Source organism: Acinetobacter sp. YH01011 (assembly GCF_013420785.1).
In the GTDB taxonomy this organism is placed as follows: domain Bacteria; phylum Pseudomonadota; class Gammaproteobacteria; order Pseudomonadales; family Moraxellaceae; genus Acinetobacter; species Acinetobacter towneri.
Window position 1 is genome coordinate 1 of the sequence record NZ_VOYG01000012.1, and the last position, 18,231, is coordinate 18,231.

The 18,231-nt window shown below is 41.3% G+C and carries 12 protein-coding genes, 1 tRNA gene and 1 pseudogene; 5 read left to right on the forward strand and 9 right to left on the reverse strand.

All coding sequences use genetic code 11. The features are described 5' to 3' along the window. Positions 1–100: 100 nt before the first annotated feature. Together FTT78_RS09370 and FTT78_RS09375 are read right to left on the reverse strand one after the other, a co-directional pair. Complete coding sequence (locus tag FTT78_RS09370; RefSeq protein ID WP_180044098.1) at positions 101–1,705, reverse strand: glycoside hydrolase family 19 protein; 1,605 nt, start codon at positions 1,703–1,705, stop codon at positions 101–103. Next, a complete protein-coding gene (locus FTT78_RS09375; protein WP_180044100.1) occupies positions 1,705–4,587 on the reverse strand; it encodes a type VI secretion system Vgr family protein in 2,883 nt (960 codons plus the stop codon). Before FTT78_RS09375 ends, FTT78_RS09370 begins: the two co-directional genes overlap by 1 nt. Positions 4,588–4,981: 394 nt before the next feature. Here FTT78_RS09375 and FTT78_RS09380 point away from each other — a divergent pair, with 394 nt between their 5' ends. From FTT78_RS09380 to FTT78_RS09390, 3 genes and pseudogenes are all read left to right on the forward strand, one after another. Further along, positions 4,982–5,209 (forward strand): hypothetical protein, encoded by a 228-nt coding sequence (locus FTT78_RS09380; RefSeq protein WP_004970172.1) that lies wholly within the window; start codon positions 4,982–4,984, stop codon positions 5,207–5,209. A 205-nt stretch (positions 5,210–5,414) separates the two neighbouring features. Continuing rightward, positions 5,415–5,490 (forward strand) — tRNA-Thr (locus FTT78_RS09385). A gap of 362 nt (positions 5,491–5,852) precedes the next feature. Next, positions 5,853–6,110: pseudogene (locus FTT78_RS09390) on the forward strand (PAAR domain-containing protein); the annotation flags it as partial. Between the two features lie 70 nt (positions 6,111–6,180). Here FTT78_RS09390 and FTT78_RS09395 read toward each other — a convergent pair. The 7 genes from FTT78_RS09395 to FTT78_RS09425 form a co-directional block, all read right to left on the reverse strand. Then, complete coding sequence (locus FTT78_RS09395) at positions 6,181–7,011, reverse strand: cyclopropane-fatty-acyl-phospholipid synthase family protein (RefSeq protein ID WP_180044102.1); 831 nt, start codon at positions 7,009–7,011, stop codon at positions 6,181–6,183. Between the two features lie 297 nt (positions 7,012–7,308). Next, a complete protein-coding gene (locus FTT78_RS09400) occupies positions 7,309–8,616 on the reverse strand; it encodes an FAD-dependent oxidoreductase (RefSeq protein ID WP_004970183.1) in 1,308 nt (435 codons plus the stop codon). Positions 8,617–9,039: 423 nt separating this feature from the next. Further along, positions 9,040–9,924, reverse strand: coding sequence for a pirin family protein (locus tag FTT78_RS09405; protein ID WP_154321175.1), 885 nt, complete (start codon positions 9,922–9,924; stop codon positions 9,040–9,042). Positions 9,925–10,120: 196 nt separating this feature from the next. Continuing rightward, a complete protein-coding gene (gene ahpC / locus FTT78_RS09410) occupies positions 10,121–10,684 on the reverse strand; it encodes an alkyl hydroperoxide reductase subunit C (RefSeq protein ID WP_004970191.1) in 564 nt (187 codons plus the stop codon). A 250-nt stretch (positions 10,685–10,934) separates the two neighbouring features. Next, positions 10,935–11,510 (reverse strand): single-stranded DNA-binding protein, encoded by a 576-nt coding sequence (gene ssb / locus FTT78_RS09415; RefSeq protein ID WP_096902231.1) that lies wholly within the window; start codon positions 11,508–11,510, stop codon positions 10,935–10,937. 51 nt (positions 11,511–11,561) lie between these two features. After that, positions 11,562–12,926 carry an MFS transporter gene (locus tag FTT78_RS09420; protein WP_104852874.1) on the reverse strand — a complete coding sequence of 455 codons (1,365 nt, stop codon included), beginning with the start codon at positions 12,924–12,926 and terminating at the stop codon, positions 11,562–11,564. A gap of 215 nt (positions 12,927–13,141) precedes the next feature. Next, positions 13,142–14,227, reverse strand: a complete 1,086-nt coding sequence (locus FTT78_RS09425; RefSeq protein WP_004970195.1) for a DUF475 domain-containing protein — start codon at positions 14,225–14,227, stop codon at positions 13,142–13,144. A 304-nt stretch (positions 14,228–14,531) separates the two neighbouring features. Between FTT78_RS09425 and tenA the strand changes: the two genes are divergently transcribed. Continuing rightward, positions 14,532–15,206 (forward strand): thiaminase II, encoded by a 675-nt coding sequence (tenA, locus tag FTT78_RS09430; RefSeq protein WP_180044104.1) that lies wholly within the window; start codon positions 14,532–14,534, stop codon positions 15,204–15,206. A 142-nt stretch (positions 15,207–15,348) separates the two neighbouring features. Further along, complete coding sequence (uvrA, locus tag FTT78_RS09435; RefSeq protein ID WP_180044106.1) at positions 15,349–18,183, forward strand: excinuclease ABC subunit UvrA; 2,835 nt, start codon at positions 15,349–15,351, stop codon at positions 18,181–18,183. Positions 18,184–18,231: the final 48 nt, after the last annotated feature.

Genomic DNA, 18,231 nt, shown 5'->3' on the forward strand with positions numbered 1-18,231 from the left:
GTTCCATTTTAGAGATTTGTTTAAGATAAGATATAACTCATTGAGATGTGTCATAGTATTCGTCGTTAGAAAACAATTATTGTGACATTATTTCAATGAGTTATCTATTTTTGTCGTGTACAGAGAATATTTTTATAAATAATTTTTTTCTTTCAGCCATACCATTATTTCCACCGTTTATTCTCCTACTAACAGATTCAACAACTTTTAAATGATAGTTATCACTATAAGTGCCATTTAAATCTTTATATCCTTTGTGAATTAAACTATCAGCATTTTTAAATACATTAAAAGCCCAGACTGAGCTATCTACAGCATGAAATAAATCATCACAGAGTAATTCCGGATTATTAACCACGTCAATTCCAGAATAGCTTTTATATTTTTTATACGCACTTTTCCAAGTTAGCTGAATTAAGCCTCGCCCTTTGTATTTAGGGCCATCTCCTAAAGATGTGTTTCCTTCAGCCAAAATTTGTTTTCTTCTTCTACATGCTCGGCTTTTTTTTATATCACAAACAGATGGTGGAAAATTTGAAATATCATAATCCTTACCGCTCGCATACTCAATCAATGTATTAAAATGATCACACTCATGATAAATTTGTGCTAAAAAATGACATAACATTAATTTGTCTTTAAGATTATGCTTAATTAGGCTTTTGTTTAACTCTATAACAAATTTTTCAGGTGGAGTATTATGTGTCGATCGCCCTTTCATTACACGATGAGAAAATAGTTTATTAGAGCCATAAACAGCTTTAAAAAAACTTAATGAAACTATCTCCTCTAAATTATACTTGATACTTTTCTCAATACTCGGCCTACCCTCTGCCGTGATACCTTTAACAACCTCCACATCCAAACGCAATTCAACCGCATCTGCACGCATTCTTTTTGCACTATAAGTCACAGGGCTTAAAGCATCCCCATTCGGCTTTAATACTCTAAATTGCAAACGCTGCCCCACCATACTGAACAATGGAGTACTGCCATTTAAAATGGTAATTATCTGTTTTTTACCCGTATCCAACATCAACATTTCAATATCAGTTGGAGTTTCAATTAACTGCTCACCTGTTCTATCTTTTAGTTTTAATTCAGATCGGCTTTTGAAATTACTATATGGTTCATCGAGTTGTATTAAAATCGGCTGCTGTGAGCCATTTTTAGAATTTACCTCACATTTCACGACAAATTGATCATTTGAAGTTAACACCAAAATTTCAATATCACGCTGTGGTGATGACAATACCTCCACGATCCCATTTTCATTGGTATATCGTTCATAAGCATTTTTCCGCCCTCTAGGTCTTGATTGAATAGGAAAATTTGAAACCACTTTCCCAGCACAATCTACCACTTTAAAAGTAGTTGTAACAATTCTAGCTTTGGTTTCACCTAATTCTTTTTGTTTATATTCTTCAATTGTTTTAGGTAACTGAATTTTTATTGGATCTTGTGATGATGAACCAATAGATGTATGAATGACCTTAAAAACAGTAAAATCTTTTTGATTGGGTGGTTTTGCCAGTATTTCTACTGTTCTTTGTGGAGATGCCTGAAATACAAACTGCCCATGAAGATCAGTTTTCTGAAGATTTTCACGTTTTGAACCTTGGTATCTAGACATAACATTTAAGTTGATCACCCGACGCCCTGAACGATCATAAAATTTTGATGTAATTGTGACTAAATTACTCATTAGCCTAAATCCTCTTCTGCATAAACTTCATCTTCTTCTAATTCTGTTTCTTCTTCTATTTCAGCCCATAATTCATCAATATTATTATCTTGTACAGCCGACTGAGTTAAATAGACATAGGATGAATTAAACCCTAACGCAACGAATTCAGTTTTTTCTGACGTATAAAATCTTAATGAACTGACACTCTGATTTGCATCTTGTATATTTTTATTCGTGTTAATGAGCCTTCCATCTTGCTTTCCGACAACAAAAATCTCTTTCTCATCTTCAGTTGCAACATCCCACTGATAATCAATTTGATGACTATATTCAGTCTCAGCTTGAGGCAAACTGTATTGGACGCTTGCCACCCGTTCCCCACCCTCAAAACAATGCTGCCCCGCCTTACATTCAAATTTCCCACCTGTTGTATTCAACACACCTTTTGAATTTATTTTGATTTGTGAACCGCCTGCCGTTAGCACAATTTCTTTCGGACTGCTGATTTCAATGCGCCCCTCAGTTGAAATAATTTGAATCCCTTCCCGTGCAAAAAAATCTACACCATCATCTTGTGCCTGAATTTCGACTTTACCCTTGGCTGCAAAAGCACGTATACCTTGCTCCGCTGCAAATAAACTGATTTTATCGCGTGCATGGGTAATCACAGATTTTTGGGTAGAAACATTAATACTGCCTGCGGCACTTTGATGAATATGTTGATCTGCAGAAAGGTGTAAATCTTGCTGAGTTGAAACTGCAATTGAGTTGGGCGCACAAAGAATCATAACCGCCTGCTTAAAACTTGCCGCTTTAGTTTGATCTTCTAGTTCAATTTGATTTAAAAATTCTTTGAGATGCTCCAGTGTTTCCAAAGGATCTGTTTGCTGATTTTGTGCCAACTCACTTAAGCCTTTGCTTGCCGCTAAACTGGACTCCAATTGCCTTTTGGCAGGACTCGCATCTAAATGATACGCTTGTGCCTGTGCTTGTGGATGAGTTGAAAGCAGTAAGCCTGCACCTGCACGCACAGCTCCCCACCGATCAGTTCTTAATTCAAAGCCTTCGCCGCGCCCAATTGAATCCTCCTGCCGCATTGGATGGCTCAAATATCCTAAATTCAACTGACTCGCAGCATGACTACTCTGCAATTGCGCACTGAATTGTTTGGTGGTGTCATTGAAGCGAAGTTGGTTAAACCCTGCACCACGTATTTCTTGTGAACGAATCCCGCTCAAGTATTTGGTATCGGGTAGAGTTCCAACTGTATCGAATTGTGTCTGTTGTCGTTCTGCCTCATGTAAACGTCCAACCACAAAAGGACGATCAATATTGCCATCAAAGAAATCCACCACCACAATTTCACCAATACGTGGGTGAAATCTTGCACCATAACCCTCACCTGCCCACGGTGTGAGTACATCCACCCACGCCGAATCGCTCTCATTGTCGTTGGCACCCGCACCACCATCATGCAAGTGGTCATCACTTCGGGTAAATAAAAACCGAACTTTAATACGCCCCCACGCATCTACATGCACGGTTTCATCCTCAGGTCCAACCACTTTAGCGCGCTGTGGATAAGCCACGGGACGATGCAGTAATGGATTAAACTCTGGAACGAGCGCAATATGTCGTCGAATCAAATTCAATTGACAAAATTGTTGAGGATCACCCTCCAACGGTAACTGAAATGTCCACTGACTTTGTTGCAGCAGACTCAAAAAATGCTGTTGTAATTCAGGTGCTAAATTGTTTTGGTTATAAAACTGTTTGGACAGTATTAAAAACTCTCGTTCAGTTTGGGGATGTTGATCAATTTCAGCATGCCCGTGTAATTCAAACCAATACCCCACTTGCGCATCACGTAAATTACTTTGCGCGGAAAAATATTTTGCCTGCAAATCATAATACTGAGCCAATTGTTGTCCCAATTGTTCTAATTGTTCGGTACTTGCAGCTGTCACCTGATCTTGCCCAGTTAAGTCTTGCATCCACGCAGGACTCACGCACCACGCCTGTTCTAAACTTAAAGCTTCACTATTTTGTGTGCTACTTTGTAAGGGCGATGTGAACTGTACTGAATTTTGGTCCTGTGCCAAAAGATCGGGTTGCCAGCGTTGTAACTGTACTTCAGTGGGTTGCAGGTTACGCTGTGCCATCCAAGTGTAAATGCTATCCCGCTGCTCGATTGCACTTGTACGCTGAAATGCCACTCGTCTACGTTTTAAGGGCTGATAATGACTATTCTGCTCAATCAGTCTTAATTTTTGTGTATCCATAGGCGTTAAAAAATGCTCAACCCAAGGTTGTTTTTCATCCACCAACCAATTGATGCCTTCGCTACGCCACAAACGGGTTAAAAACTCATAATCGCTTTCGTTGGATTGTATGATGAGAGGTCGAACTGCATAACGCTGACTGAGACCACTTAAATCTAAACTTAAACTTGCAGCAAATAATGCACTGCGGTCTTGCCATTCTTTAAACAGAATTTCACTCACCTCCACCACAGTTTTATTCATAAATACCCGACTGTTGCGGCGTTTATGCCACAAAGCCGTTGCATCCTGAATCTGCAATTTATAGAGACTGAGCGTGCCATCACTTTGCCCTTGCGCTGCTGCAGTAATAATGCCGCTATGTCGAAATAATTCGCCTTGATCGGTGAGTTGATCTACAGCCACCCGACTGCCAATAAATTGTTTCAACGGCAAATTTGCATGCGGTGAGAGGCATAAGACATCCATCTGCAAACCTTGGTTGATGGCATGCTGACCATAAACGCACTGCAAAAAAACCTGATGATTTAAGGCTGAATTAGAAAACTGGATATGAATTGTGCGGTGTTGAGGGCTTAAGCCAAATTTTTCTAATACAGCAAAGAGTGAACTTTGCATTGTTATTATCGTTGCTATTTTTATAGTGGCGCTATTCTAATCAGCAACTTGGCAATTATCTAGAGCGTAAAATGGATAAAGCGATAAACGGAATTTGCAGTTAAGACCATCTCCATCGCCAATTTTGATAATCCTCAATCCCTCTATTGATGAAAAATCAACAAACATGACACATTGCGTTACTCTGCAGTCAAGACAATCTTCAATCGCTATGCTACAACTGAGTTATGCCGTCAAAAAAGGAGAGGTGAAGAAATTTATTGTTTTTTATCAAAACCTTTTTTTATTTTTATTTCGTCATCTCAGCTTTCTACATAAAAGGGTCATCATTAAGCTTTAGCATAATAAAAGCATGCAAATGCCTTACATATATAACTGCTATTCGGGAGCGAACATGAATAACAGCCAAAATTATGTCAAACAAATTAAAAATGCTAAACGTGGAGGATATACGCCTACCATCGCCAAAGACATCAACAAACATAAGATTCAAAAAGCCATTCGCCTAATTGAACAATGGAGAACGCTCGCAAATGAACTCAAACCACAAATGCAACTTGATATGGCCTTTACCTTAGAAGAATGTGCACAGGATTTAGATCGCATCTTAAGAAATAAATAATCGCTTTTCACACTTCATTTCAAGTTATTTTCTTCAATGAGCCCACCCGCTGGGCTCATTTCATACAAAACCTTCTATGTGATTTCCTCGTTTGTAACGCGCCAAAATACTGTGTACAAAATCTTCAAAAACTCTATGCCCTGCATTAAACGGTTACTTTTTGGCTTGCGCACACGTAAAAATTCTGTAAAATTCTCTACACAACGCCGGCATAGCTCAGTTGGTAGAGCAACTGACTTGTAATCAGTAGGTCCACAGTTCGAATCCGTGTGCCGGCACCATATTAAACCTCATAAGTTTTTAATTTATGAGGTTTTTTGTTTCTATAAACGTATATTTTTATCTTCCTCATGCTGCTCGAATCTCCAATTTATTTAGGGCTTCGATGTATCTGCAAAACTTCAATTGCAATACAAGATTGTGACTTTTCACTTGTTAAATGTATTTTATGATTTAGAATGCTGTACACATATTTCAGATCGTATTTTTATATTGATGGTCTATTTTGTTGATGTTTCATCCATATAAACTGACATTTAAAAATATTTTTGTGAATTAAAATAAAAATTTAAAATTATAAGTCTTAGAAAATTGAGTATTAAAACAATGCTTCTCTAAAATTTTCCAGTTTAAGGAAGACCTCATGGCTCAAAGCTTTGCAACGCATCATTCCATGACCAATCATGGTGGAATCATCCTTGCCAACCAAATGCGTGTTTCTCAAATGGGAAATTTATTTTTAGTGGCGGGTGATGGACATTTCTGCCCTCAGTGCCAACGTTGGTCCACGATTATAAAAAGTCACGATCATATTCTTTTTGATGATAAAGCCGTGGCTTATGTCGGAGATCAATTGACGTGTGGCGCAAAAATTTTACCGAAGCAGTTTCATGTGGTGGGTAGGATTTAAAGCTAAGCATGGACAACTAAACACCGAAAAATCCCATCATCTAACAGCTCATTACAATAGATTAAGCTTTTTCCGCACTCACCTGCACATATTTAATCCAGCCATCTGCATAGAGCTTGGCACATAAACGTGCTGTCATGGCAATTTTAAACCAGTCTGCATCTCGCGTTTGAATTTGATGCTTGAGATGCTGATACACATAATCAGCAAAACCCGCCAAAACCTGTGCCGACAAATCTTCCACCTGAATCTGTTTAAATTCAAACTGTGCCAAGACCGCTCGAAGCTGACTTTCGGACATTAGATCTTTAAAATTGACATCGGCAGATTTTAATAAGGCACGATATTGCAGCTGTTTGAATGCATGCGTTGGCGCTTGTTCTGCCCAAATTAAATAATGAAAGCCCAAACGTCCGTTTGAATTCAAAACTGCATTGACCTGACTTAAAAATGAATTCAAATGACTGTGATATGCCGCATCAATACAGAACACCACATCAAAACGTGGTTGTGGAAAAAGTGCTTTTAAATTTAAAAATGAAGCAGCGTGAATTTTAATATTTGAATTTAAATGTTCTCGAATCGACTGCACATGATGATCTTGTAGCTCAACAGCTTCAAGTCGTTGTATTTGATAGTGTTCCAACCAATATTTAAGACTGGCACCTTGCCCACAGCCTAAATCCAGTACAACATCTTTTGAATTTAAATGCACTGCTGCGGCCAAATGCGCTGCTAAATTTTGACATGCAGCGGGATAATCAGATCCCACTGCATCTGACCAATAACCTAAATTGCTCCACGGCAGTGCGGAAGTATCTCCCAAATATGCCGCTTGAATGGCATATTTATGTTTTGGAAAATGCTGTCGTATCGCCTGTTGCCATTTCATACTGACTCAGTCTAATTCAAAAAAGAGGGGCTGTTGATAATTCATCTATGTTTGCGACAACGCATATTTTTTAGCTGATATAAGGCATGAGGCAGGAAATTTAGTCATTCTAAATGACTGACTCATAACGCAATAGCAGCAAAAAATATGCTTGTCCTGAAAGGCTGTGGCTAAAACTTTCTCAGATTGCGTTATGAAACTTGGCAATAGTCTCGCTATTCCCTGCGTTTCATGCCTGATCTGCTCAGTTTTAGCCTACAGCACAAACCATTTATGAAATATCAACAGACCCTAAACTTAATAACCTAATTGCGGCGCAACCTCAACTTGTGGTTTTAAATCAATAAACGGTAATGGTGCACCAAAAATTTCTGCAATATGCATAGCGGAAGTCACTGCAGATTCTAAAATTGGTAAACCATCGCACGACCATGAACCGCAGAAGAACACTTTACGATTGTCTTGGTGATGGCGCTGCTGCAACTCTTTGTTTAATGCCACTGTCTTTGAATCCACCACAGCGCGGGTTAAAGTTACCGTTGAAATGATCTTTTTCGGATCAATTGGTGTAACTGGACGCCATGTTTGGAACACTGGCGATTTACCGACCAAAGTTGGTTCGATCGAGTTAAGCCATACCGTAAATTGCTGACGAGTAAATTTACGATCCATCATATAACTTAAAACAGACCAATCTTTACGTTTTGGCGGCATCACCGTTTGATCAGTGTGAATCACCAAATCACCCTGCTCGAATTTGAACTGTTTAAGCAATTCAATATCTTCTGCAAATTGTTGATTGTCCAAGAAGTCTTGGACTTTAGTGGTTGGCGTTGCAATCACCACACGGTCAAATGTTTGCGACTGACCCTCAGAATTTTCAACAATTACACCATCTTCTTGTTGATGAACACGAGTAATCGCTGCACCACTTTGAATATTAATACCTTCAATCAACTTATCAACCAATGCAGGCGTGCCACCTTGTAAACGCAATAATGCATCACCATCAGTCAATTGGCGTAAAAATACCAACAATGGTTTTGCTGGCCATTCACCAATGGTTTTAGGGTCACAAGTACAAATGGTGTAAAGCACTGGCATCACTGCACCATGCCAAAACACTTCTTCAATTTCGTTACGGTTGATAAATTCCGCAAGGGTAATGTCTTGGTTTTTAGATTTGAAAAATTTAGCGATGGCTGTTTTTAACTGCAACATGCCTTTTACCAAACGCCAGCCGTATTGTTGTATGCCTTTACGGTTGTTAATGATTGGGAAATTACCAATACGGGTACGGCTTGTGGTCAGCCAAGTTTCGGTACGATCTTCAAATAACCAACTGCACGCCATATAAGTACGCACAGGATAAGTTTTAATGCCTAAATGTGTGGCCAAGCTGAGGGTGTTTTTCCACAAATGTGGGTTCATGACCCGTAACGGCGCATCAATTAAACCATCCTCAAATTCGATGCTATGACTGTCCATTCCACGACCAGGCAGCGCCTCAAAAATTGTAATGTTATGCCCTGCATCTTTAAGAATTCTTGCGGTAGCCAGTCCAGCCATACCACTACCGATCACTGCGATATCCAAACCGATCATCCATCTTTTTACATACTTTATGAAATTATGAACCATGCCTAAGGAAAATGAGCTATTAAAAACTACCAGATTGTGTACTTTTCACAGAGAAACAACACAAAGTACATTGGCAATATGATTACATTTTCTAACAATCAGCAGCTGCTTAAATAAGCCTTAGAATTTATTCGTATTATTTCTTTAATTCCATAAATAGTGTTCTAAACCATATAGATAAATTAACCATTTTTATAATTTTCGTTTTACAAATAAATCTCTAAACGCTATGATACCAAGCACAAAAATGATAACTACATCACATATAATTATCATAAGGAATATGATCAATCCGCTAAAACTAGAAATTTGACAGCGCCAGAACAACAAAAGCCTCGGTCGGGACATCGACATGAGGCTTTTTTCTTGGCTAAGATTTTTTAAAGCTTAACCCGCTTGATGTTGAATCGGAATTTCACCAAACTTGCCTTGATTAAAATCTTCAAAAGCTTGAATGATTTCCTGCTTGGTATTCATGACAAATGGACCATAGCCTTGAATAGGTTCATTTAATGGCTTGCCTGTCAGCACTAAAAATTGCGTATCTTGCAGTGCTTCAAGCTGAATTAACGCTTCGCCATCTTGAGCAAATAACACCACTGAGTGATCTTGCACAAGTTGACTGCCATTGACCCGCACTTCACCTGCCAACACCACCAATAAAGTATTGTGATCTACCGGCACATGCAGCGCTTGGGTCTGTGCAGCTTTCAATTGTCCATCCCAAACATTGACAGGGCTAAAGGTGCTGGCAGGCCCAGATTGCTCTGCGTACTGACCTGCAATAATGCGTAAATGCCCCGCCTGATTTTCAAACTCAATTTTCGGAATATTTTGAGATTCAATGGCTTGATAACGTGGCGATGTCATTTTGTCTGCGGCAGGCAAATTCACCCAAAGCTGCACCATTTCAAACAATCCGCCTTGTGCTGCATAGTCTTTGGAGTGAAATTCCTCATGCACCACACCCGCACCTGCTGTCATCCACTGCACATCGCCTGTTTTGATGGTGCCACCACCACCTGCCGAATCTTTATGCGTCACTTCGCCCCGATAGGCAAGCGTCACCGTTTCAAAACCGCGATGTGGATGCGAACCAACACCATGTTGTGCGGTAGTCGCATCAAAATGATACGGCGCTGCATAATCCAAGAGTAAAAATGGACTGATCGCCTGCCCTAAACGGTCATAAGAAAATAGATTTTTGACTGGAAAACCATCGCCCACCCAATGCATGTTTTGGTTGCGATATAAACCGATTATTTTTTTCATGTGTTACACCTATTGCTAGGAGAATAGATGTTTTGATCTTAATCGCTCATCGCACCACAACCTAGTGCAAATTTAGCATACAGCATTGCAAGAATGGAATAATCTTGCTGAAACTTATACATGGTTAAACAAATCATGAGCATAAAAAATCCAGAAGCGAGGTTCTGGATTTTTAAAATTGAGTGCGATGATTCGATTAGATTTTACCCACCAAATCAATAGATGGTGCTAGGGTTGCATCGCCTTCTTTCCACTTGGCAGGGCAAACTTCGCTAGGGTGTGCATGCACATATTGCGCTGCTTTTACTTTACGCAACAACTCTTGCGCGTCACGACCAATACCGCCTGCATTGATTTCTACAATTTGGATTTTACCTTCAGGGTCAATCACGAAAGTACCACGATCTGCCAAACCTTCTGCTTCAATCAGCACCTCAAAGTTTTTAGACAATGTCCAAGTTGGGTCGCCAATCATTGGATATTGAATCTTTTTAATTTCTTCTGAGGTGTCGTGCCATGCTTTATGGGTAAAGTGTGTGTCTGTAGATACTGAGTAAATTTCCACACCCATTTTTTGGAATTCAGCATATTGATCGGCTAAATCGGCAAGTTCAGTTGGGCAAACAAAGGTGAAATCTGCAGGGTAGAAAAACACCACTGACCATTTACCAATAAAGTCTTGCTCAGATACGTCAATAAATTGACCATTGTGGTAAGCGGTTGCGTTAAATGCTTTGACTTGGGTATTGATTAAACTCATGGATGACTCCTCAATTCGTTTCGGGGATTGCTTATCTTGTGTAGCTAGAATACGAAAATCGAAAGAATCGGTAAAACAGTGTTTTTTTATAAAAATAATCGGATTTATGAATTATAAATCCTATCATAGTTTGAAATTTAATCGAGAAAATAGATATTTGCTAAATATCTGCATAAAAAACCCTTTGTCGAAACAAAGGGTTTGGATGATGATTTTCCATTTTGAATCAAATGGCTATCTCTAGTATGTCTCAAAACGGCAAATCATCATCTAAATCTGCAGGTGCGGTTGCAGGCGCAGCTTGTGGCTTCGGTGCAAAACCACTTGGGTTATTGTTGGCATAGCCACCACCCTGATTTTGGTTAAAACCGCCTTGATTTTGATTCGCATAACCTGTGGCTGGAGCTTGGTTCTGATTGCCATAACCGCCTTGGTTATTGTTAAAACGTGGTTGAGCAAAGCCACCATCTTGCTGGTCAGATTGTCCACGGTTAGCAGAGTCGAGCATTTGCATTTGATCGCCACGAATTTCAGTGGTGTAACGCTCTTGACCATTTTGGTCTGTCCACTGACGCGTACGCAATGAACCTTCAATATATACTTTAGAACCTTTGCGTAAATATTGCTGTGCAATCTCGCCTAAACGGTTATGTAAAACAATGCGATGCCACTCTGTTTGCTCTTTACGCTCACCTGTGTTTTTGTCTGTCCAGACATCACTGGTTGCGATAGAAAATTGAGTGAGAGAACCACCATTTGGGAAAGTTTTTGTTTCAGGATCACGACCTAAAGTACCCACTAAAATGACTTTATTTACACCACGCATTAGACGTTTTCTTCCTATTTGTTTCTATTATTTACTTTATAAGAGTTATGCTTAAATGGCTACCTCTTTCCCAAACAAGTGCGTTAATTGTTGTCGCGCAGCATCATCAATTTGCTGTTTATCCACTTTCACATAAGCCACTTGCTGATCAGACATCACCACGACCTCTTCAATACCACGAATTGCCAAAAGTTGAGAAGTCCATTCATCTGTTTCTCGGTTCTCAGGCAAACGCAACACCAAAGACGAAAGATAGCGCGGCTGCGCCAATCCAAAACTAACGAATAGCCAAATTATAGCAATCGCGGTCAAAATACTCCAACCCATTGCGGTGTGGTTGAGCATCAATAATTGTCCGCCAATCATCCCACCAAAGAATGCACCCAAAAACTGACTGCTGGCATTTACACCCATCGCGGTGGCTTTAGATTGAATTGGTGCAGCCTTTGACAACCACGAAGGTAATAAGGCTTCCATAACGTTAAAGGCAATAAAGAATAAACCCAAACCCAATAAAAGGATGTATTTCGATTCAAACCCGAAAATCAGCACCAACAGCCCTAAAATAATACCTGCAATCGCGGTCAGGAAAATGCCACGCATTTTGCGATATTTTTCTGCCAAAACAATGCTTGGAAATGCCACGAACAGACTGACCAACAACAATGGCAAATACACCCAACCATGATGCTGCAAAGGAATATCGGCAAATTGGATTAATTGCGAAGGCACATAAATAAACATGGCAGTCAGCAATAAATGTAGGGTAAATACCGATACATGCAGACGGTTTAAATCGCCCATTTTCAGGACTTGCTTTAACTGAGTGATATAGCCTTGCTGAAAATTACGATGATGACGCGTGACTTTAGGCACCAATAACAACATGAGAATCGCTGCTAGTCCCATCACTGTGGTGACCCAAAATAACCCTGAAATACCAACCCAGCCCGTAAGCCATGGCCCTAAACTAAAGGCCACCACAAAGGACATACCGATACTCATCCCCATCACCGCCATGGCTTTCATGCGGTTTTCTTCGCGGGTCACATCGGCCAGTAATGCCATCACCACGGCAGATACTGCGCCACCACCTGCAATGGCACGACCAATAATCACGCCATAAATGGTGTCAGACATGGCTGCAATTGCACCACCCAAAGCAAACAGTAATAACCCAAAAACCACCAATGGCTTACGGCTATAACGGTCTGCAATTAAGCTAAACGGAATTTGTAAAATGGCTTGGGTGAGTCCATAAACACCAACGGCAAGACCAATCAGTGCAGGAGTTGAGTATTGATATGACTGCCCTGCTACTGAAAATACAGGAATAATCATGAACAGACCCAACATGCGCAATGCAAAAATACTGCTTAAAGCAAAGGTCGAGCGGCGTTCTAAGGCATTCATCATATCAATCGACTAAAACTAAATAATTTTGAATTTGCAGATATCCTACAACATTCAGCTTAAGGATGCTGATTTTTCCCGATGTTTATTCAACAGACCCTACTTTTTCAATAAAAAAGGGCGCAACGTTGTGCACCCAAATTTATATTTTATACAGTCTTCATCACCGTATTGCTCTGTGATTTCGCGGCAATACAGCAACGGGCATCACCATAGCATTAACCCGCTTTTGCCTGACGTTTTTTAAATTGAATAGATGCAATCACCGCCCAAACAATAAAGGCAACACCAATTAAACCTGTCACCACTTCTGGCACATGCAAGCCTGTACCGCTGGCAATCATAATAAAGGCCAACGCACCAATCGCATAGTGCGCACCGTGTTCAAGGTAAATATAGGCATCCAACGTGCCTTTTTCGACTAAATAAATCGTCATCGAACGCACGAAAATTGCACCAATCGCCAAGCCTAACATGATGATCACCACATCAGAGGTGATTGCAAATGCACCAATGACACCATCAAAACTGAACGAGGCATCTAGCACTTCCAGATATAAAAAGCCCCCAATACCCGCTTTCACCACGCCTGTCGGTACGCCATTTTCGTCATGACGGACAGCATTGCCCTGTTCATCGACCTCTGGTTCACCGCCCAACATGTGACTCAGCACTTGTACGCCAATATAAATCACGATGCCCCAAATACCCGCCATCGTCACCACAAGGCGCTTATCTTCCACCACATTGGCCGCCATGATTAACAAAGTCACTAAGGCCAAAAATACCGACATGGCAGGCACGCTTGCCAGATTGCTCAAACGACGCTCAAACCATCTAAACCAGTGCGTGTCTTTTTCATCATCCAAGAAAAAGTTTAGGAAAACCATCAACAAGAATGCGCCACCAAAAGCAGCAATTTCAGGGTGATGTGCCATCAGTTTAGCCGAATATTGCTTCGGATCATTCAATGCCAGTTGCACCACTTCCATCATGCCCATATCGGCAGTGACCGCCACAATGACCACAGGGAAAATTAAACGCATACCAAAAACTGCAATGATAATCCCCACGGTTAAAAACAGCATTTTCCAGAAATGATCCCAACCGCGCAGCACTGACGCATTCACCACCGCGTTATCAAACGACAACGACACTTCCATAATCGCCAAAATTGCGGTAATGGTTAGTGCGGTAAGCATGGTTTGCACACCTGCTTCTGGGCCATGGGTATAGCCCCAGTATGCAGATAGCGCAAGACACACAATCGAAAATACGATTGAGAAACCAAAATGTTTCATCATGAGAAACGACCTATCACTATATTTTGATCTGAACTTTTCATCTGCCGAATCTGTACCATCAACGCAAAGTACAGTTTTGATTAAGCTTTAACAGATACAAAAATTCTGAAAATTGAATTGCCCGAATTTTAAATCGGACAAAAACTGAGAATGTAAAATTTTATGCTGCAATTATGACGCTTTTTCCTCAACTTCGGCAAAATTCTTCGTATGATTTTTGGTTTCCCGATCAGATACCGTGAAAACCGTGTTTTTCATTCCCAAACTGCTATAGTGAAATGCAACGACATATTAGGAATTTAGGATGCGCTTTTCTCAAGACGCTTGGCAACGTAACCTTGCCCTTTATCACAATACGCTCGCTTTACCATTTAATCAGGAGTTGGCACAAGGCACCTTAAGTAAAGCTGCTTTTGCACATTATGTGATTCAAGATTCACATTACTTAATTGCCTACGGGCGTGCACTGGCAGTCTGTGCGGCTAAAGCTTTTGATGCAGATGATATTATTCAGTTCGCAGATGCCGCCAAAATCGCAATTGTGGTGGAACGTACCTTACATGACAGCTTTATGCAGGAGTTTGATATTTCCAAACAGGAATTTGAAAGTACTCCACTGACCCTTGCCTGTCATCACTACACTTCTTATTTAGTCGCAACCGCATGGTCAGAAAGCTATCCTGTGGTATTGGCATCACTACTGCCATGTTTCTGGATTTATGCCGAAGTTGGTAAAGATATCGTCAATAATTCTGCACCGAATAATCCGTATCAGGCATGGGTCGATACCTATTCGGGCGAGGAATTCCACACCGCAGTCAATAATGTGATTCAAACCATAGACCGTGTTGCTGCGCGCTGTGATGCCGATACCCTTGAAAAAATGCACCACGCCTACACCAAAGCTGCAGAATTGGAATGGTTATTCTGGGATAGCGCCTATCATCAACGTCAGTGGCCGGGTTTAGATCAAGCTTAACGGCCGCCCTCACGCACCGTATGGGGATCACTCCATACAGTGCGACAAGCCATGACCGATAAAGCATAAAAAATAACACTTGAACAATTTTCATGCGCTATCATATATAGGTTTTTCATTTGCAAAATATCGAGAAGTTTTTATGAGCCAAAGTCATATCCGTATTCGAGGTGCACGTACCCATAACCTAAAAAACGTGAACCTTGATATTCCACGCGATAAATTTGTGGTAATTACGGGTTTATCTGGTTCAGGAAAATCTTCACTGGCGTTTGATACCCTTTATGCCGAAGGACAGCGTCGTTATGTCGAATCGCTTTCTGCATACGCACGCCAGTTTTTATCGCAAATGGAAAAACCTGAAGTCGACTCGATTGAAGGTCTAAGTCCCGCAATTGCTATTGAACAGAAATCGACCAGCCATAACCCGCGTTCAACCGTGGGTACCATTACCGAAATTTACGACTATTTGCGTTTACTGTATGCACGTGTCGGCACACCTTACTGTCCTGAACATGATTTACCAATGGTGGCGCAAACTGTTTCAGAAATGGTCGATGCTGTAAAAGCACTGGAAGAAGGCACTGCCTTAATGCTACTCGCGCCTGTGATTCGTGAGCGTAAAGGCGAATATGTGCATCTGTTTGAACAGCTACAAAGTCAGGGTTTTGTACGCGCCCGAGTTGATGGCGAAGTCATGGACATTGACCCACCACCAGAACTCGATAAAAAGAAAAAACATACCATTGAAGTGGTGGTAGACCGTTTTAAAGTCCGAGATGATTTGGGCAACCGTATTGCCGAAAGCTTTGAAACTGCACTGCGTTTAGGTGGCGATTTAGCCATTTTATCGTGGATGAATGCGGAACAACCTGATCGTATTTTTTCGGCCAAGCACTCTTGCCCGCAATGTGACCGTGCCGTGGCAGAACTTGAACCGCGCCTGTTCTCATTTAACAACCCTTTTGGCGCTTGTCCAACTTGTGATGGTTTGGGGACACGTAGCCATTTCAGTGCGGAAAAATTGATTCCAAACCCTGAACTGTCGATTAGTCAGGGCGCAATTCGCGGCTGGGACAGACAGCGTCCGTATTATTACAGCATGCTGGAAAAAGTCGCGGCACATTATGAACTCTCACTCGATACGGCATGGAATCAGCTGGACAGCGTGACACAAAAGAAATTCCTGTATGGCACAGGTAAAGACAAAATTGACCTGAGCTATACTGATGAACGTGGACGCCACCATAAACGTGTGATTGCGTTTGAAGGCGTGTTACCGCATTTAGAACGTCGTTACCGTGAAACCGAAAGTAATTATGTACGTGATGATTTGGCGCAGTATTTATCTAATGCTGCCTGTGATGCCTGCGGTGGTTCACGTTTAAATGAAATCTCTCGTAATGTCCGCGTGAAAGACAAAACCATTGCTCAAATTACCCAAATGTCGATTGGCGATGCCGAAGACTACTATCAAGGCTTAAATCTTGAAGGGGCCAAAGGTGAAGTCGCAGATAAAATCTTTAAAGAAATTCGTGAACGTCTGCACTTTTTAGTGTCGGTGGGTTTGAATTATTTAAGTCTGTCACGCTCCGCCGAAACTCTTTCAGGCGGTGAAGCACAACGTATCCGCTTGGCATCTCAAATTGGTGCGGGGCTTATGGGCGTGATGTATGTGCTAGATGAACCTTCAATTGGCTTGCACCAGCGTGACAATGATCGCCTGTTGGAAACCCTGATTCGTTTACGTGACTTGGGTAACACGGTGTTAGTGGTAGAACACGATGAAGATGCGATTCGCGCTGCCGACCATATTATTGATATTGGCCCAGGTGCAGGTGTGCATGGTGGACATATTATTGCCGAAGGCACCTATGCAGAACTGGCCGAACATGCAGACTCCCTAACAGGGCAGTATTTATCGGGCAAATTAAAAATTGAAGTGCCGAAAACGCGCACCCAACCGCCACATCCCGAACAACAAATTAAACTCATGGGCGCAGCAGGACATAACCTGAAAAAAGTGGATCTCACTTTGCCTTTAGGGGTAATGACTTGTGTCACAGGCGTGTCGGGTTCAGGAAAATCCACCCTAATTAACCGTACTTTGTTGCCTTTGGCTGCAACACAATTAAATGGCGCAACTACATTAACCGCAGAAAAATTCGACTCGATTGATGGTTTGCAATATTTAGATAAAGTGGTGGATATTGACCAAAGCCCGATTGGGCGAACGCCACGCTCGAACCCCGCGACCTATACAGGCTTGTTCACTCCAATTCGTGAGCTGTTTGCGCAAACCCCTGAAGCTAAAGCACGTGGCTATGCAGCAGGACGCTTCTCCTTTAACGTTAAAGGTGGACGCTGCGAAGCTTGTGAGGGTGATGGCATGATTAAAGTTGCCATGCACTTCTTGCCAGATATGTACGTGCCTTGCGATGCCTGTCATGGTAAACGCTATAACCGCGAAACTTTGGAAGTCAGTTATAAAGGTCGCAATATTTCTGATGTTTTGGAAATGACCGTTGAAGATGCCATGCATTTCTTTGATGCCATTCCTGTGATTCATCGTCGGTTGGAAACGTTAAATCAGGTTGGCTTGGGTTATATCCACCTTGGTCAATCAGCTACAACTTTATCTGGCGGTGAAGCACAGCGCGTAAAACTGGCGCGTGAACTGGCCAAACGAGATACAGGCAAAACCCTGTATGTACTGGATGAACCGACCACTGGTTTGCACTTCCATGACATTGCCAAATTGCTCGACATCCTGCATGAGCTACGCAACAAGGGTAATACCATTGTGGTGATTGAACACAACCTAGATGTGATTAAAACTGCAGACTGGATTGTCGATTTAGGCCCTGAAGGTGGTGCAGGCGGTGGACAAATCATTGCCGAAGGCACACCTGAAACTGTCGCAAAATCTAAAATTTCACATACCGCAAAATTCTTAAAACCGATGTTAAAAGGCTAAAATAGATTATTTCAGTTTTTAAGCCCATTCAAGTTTAAATACAGATTC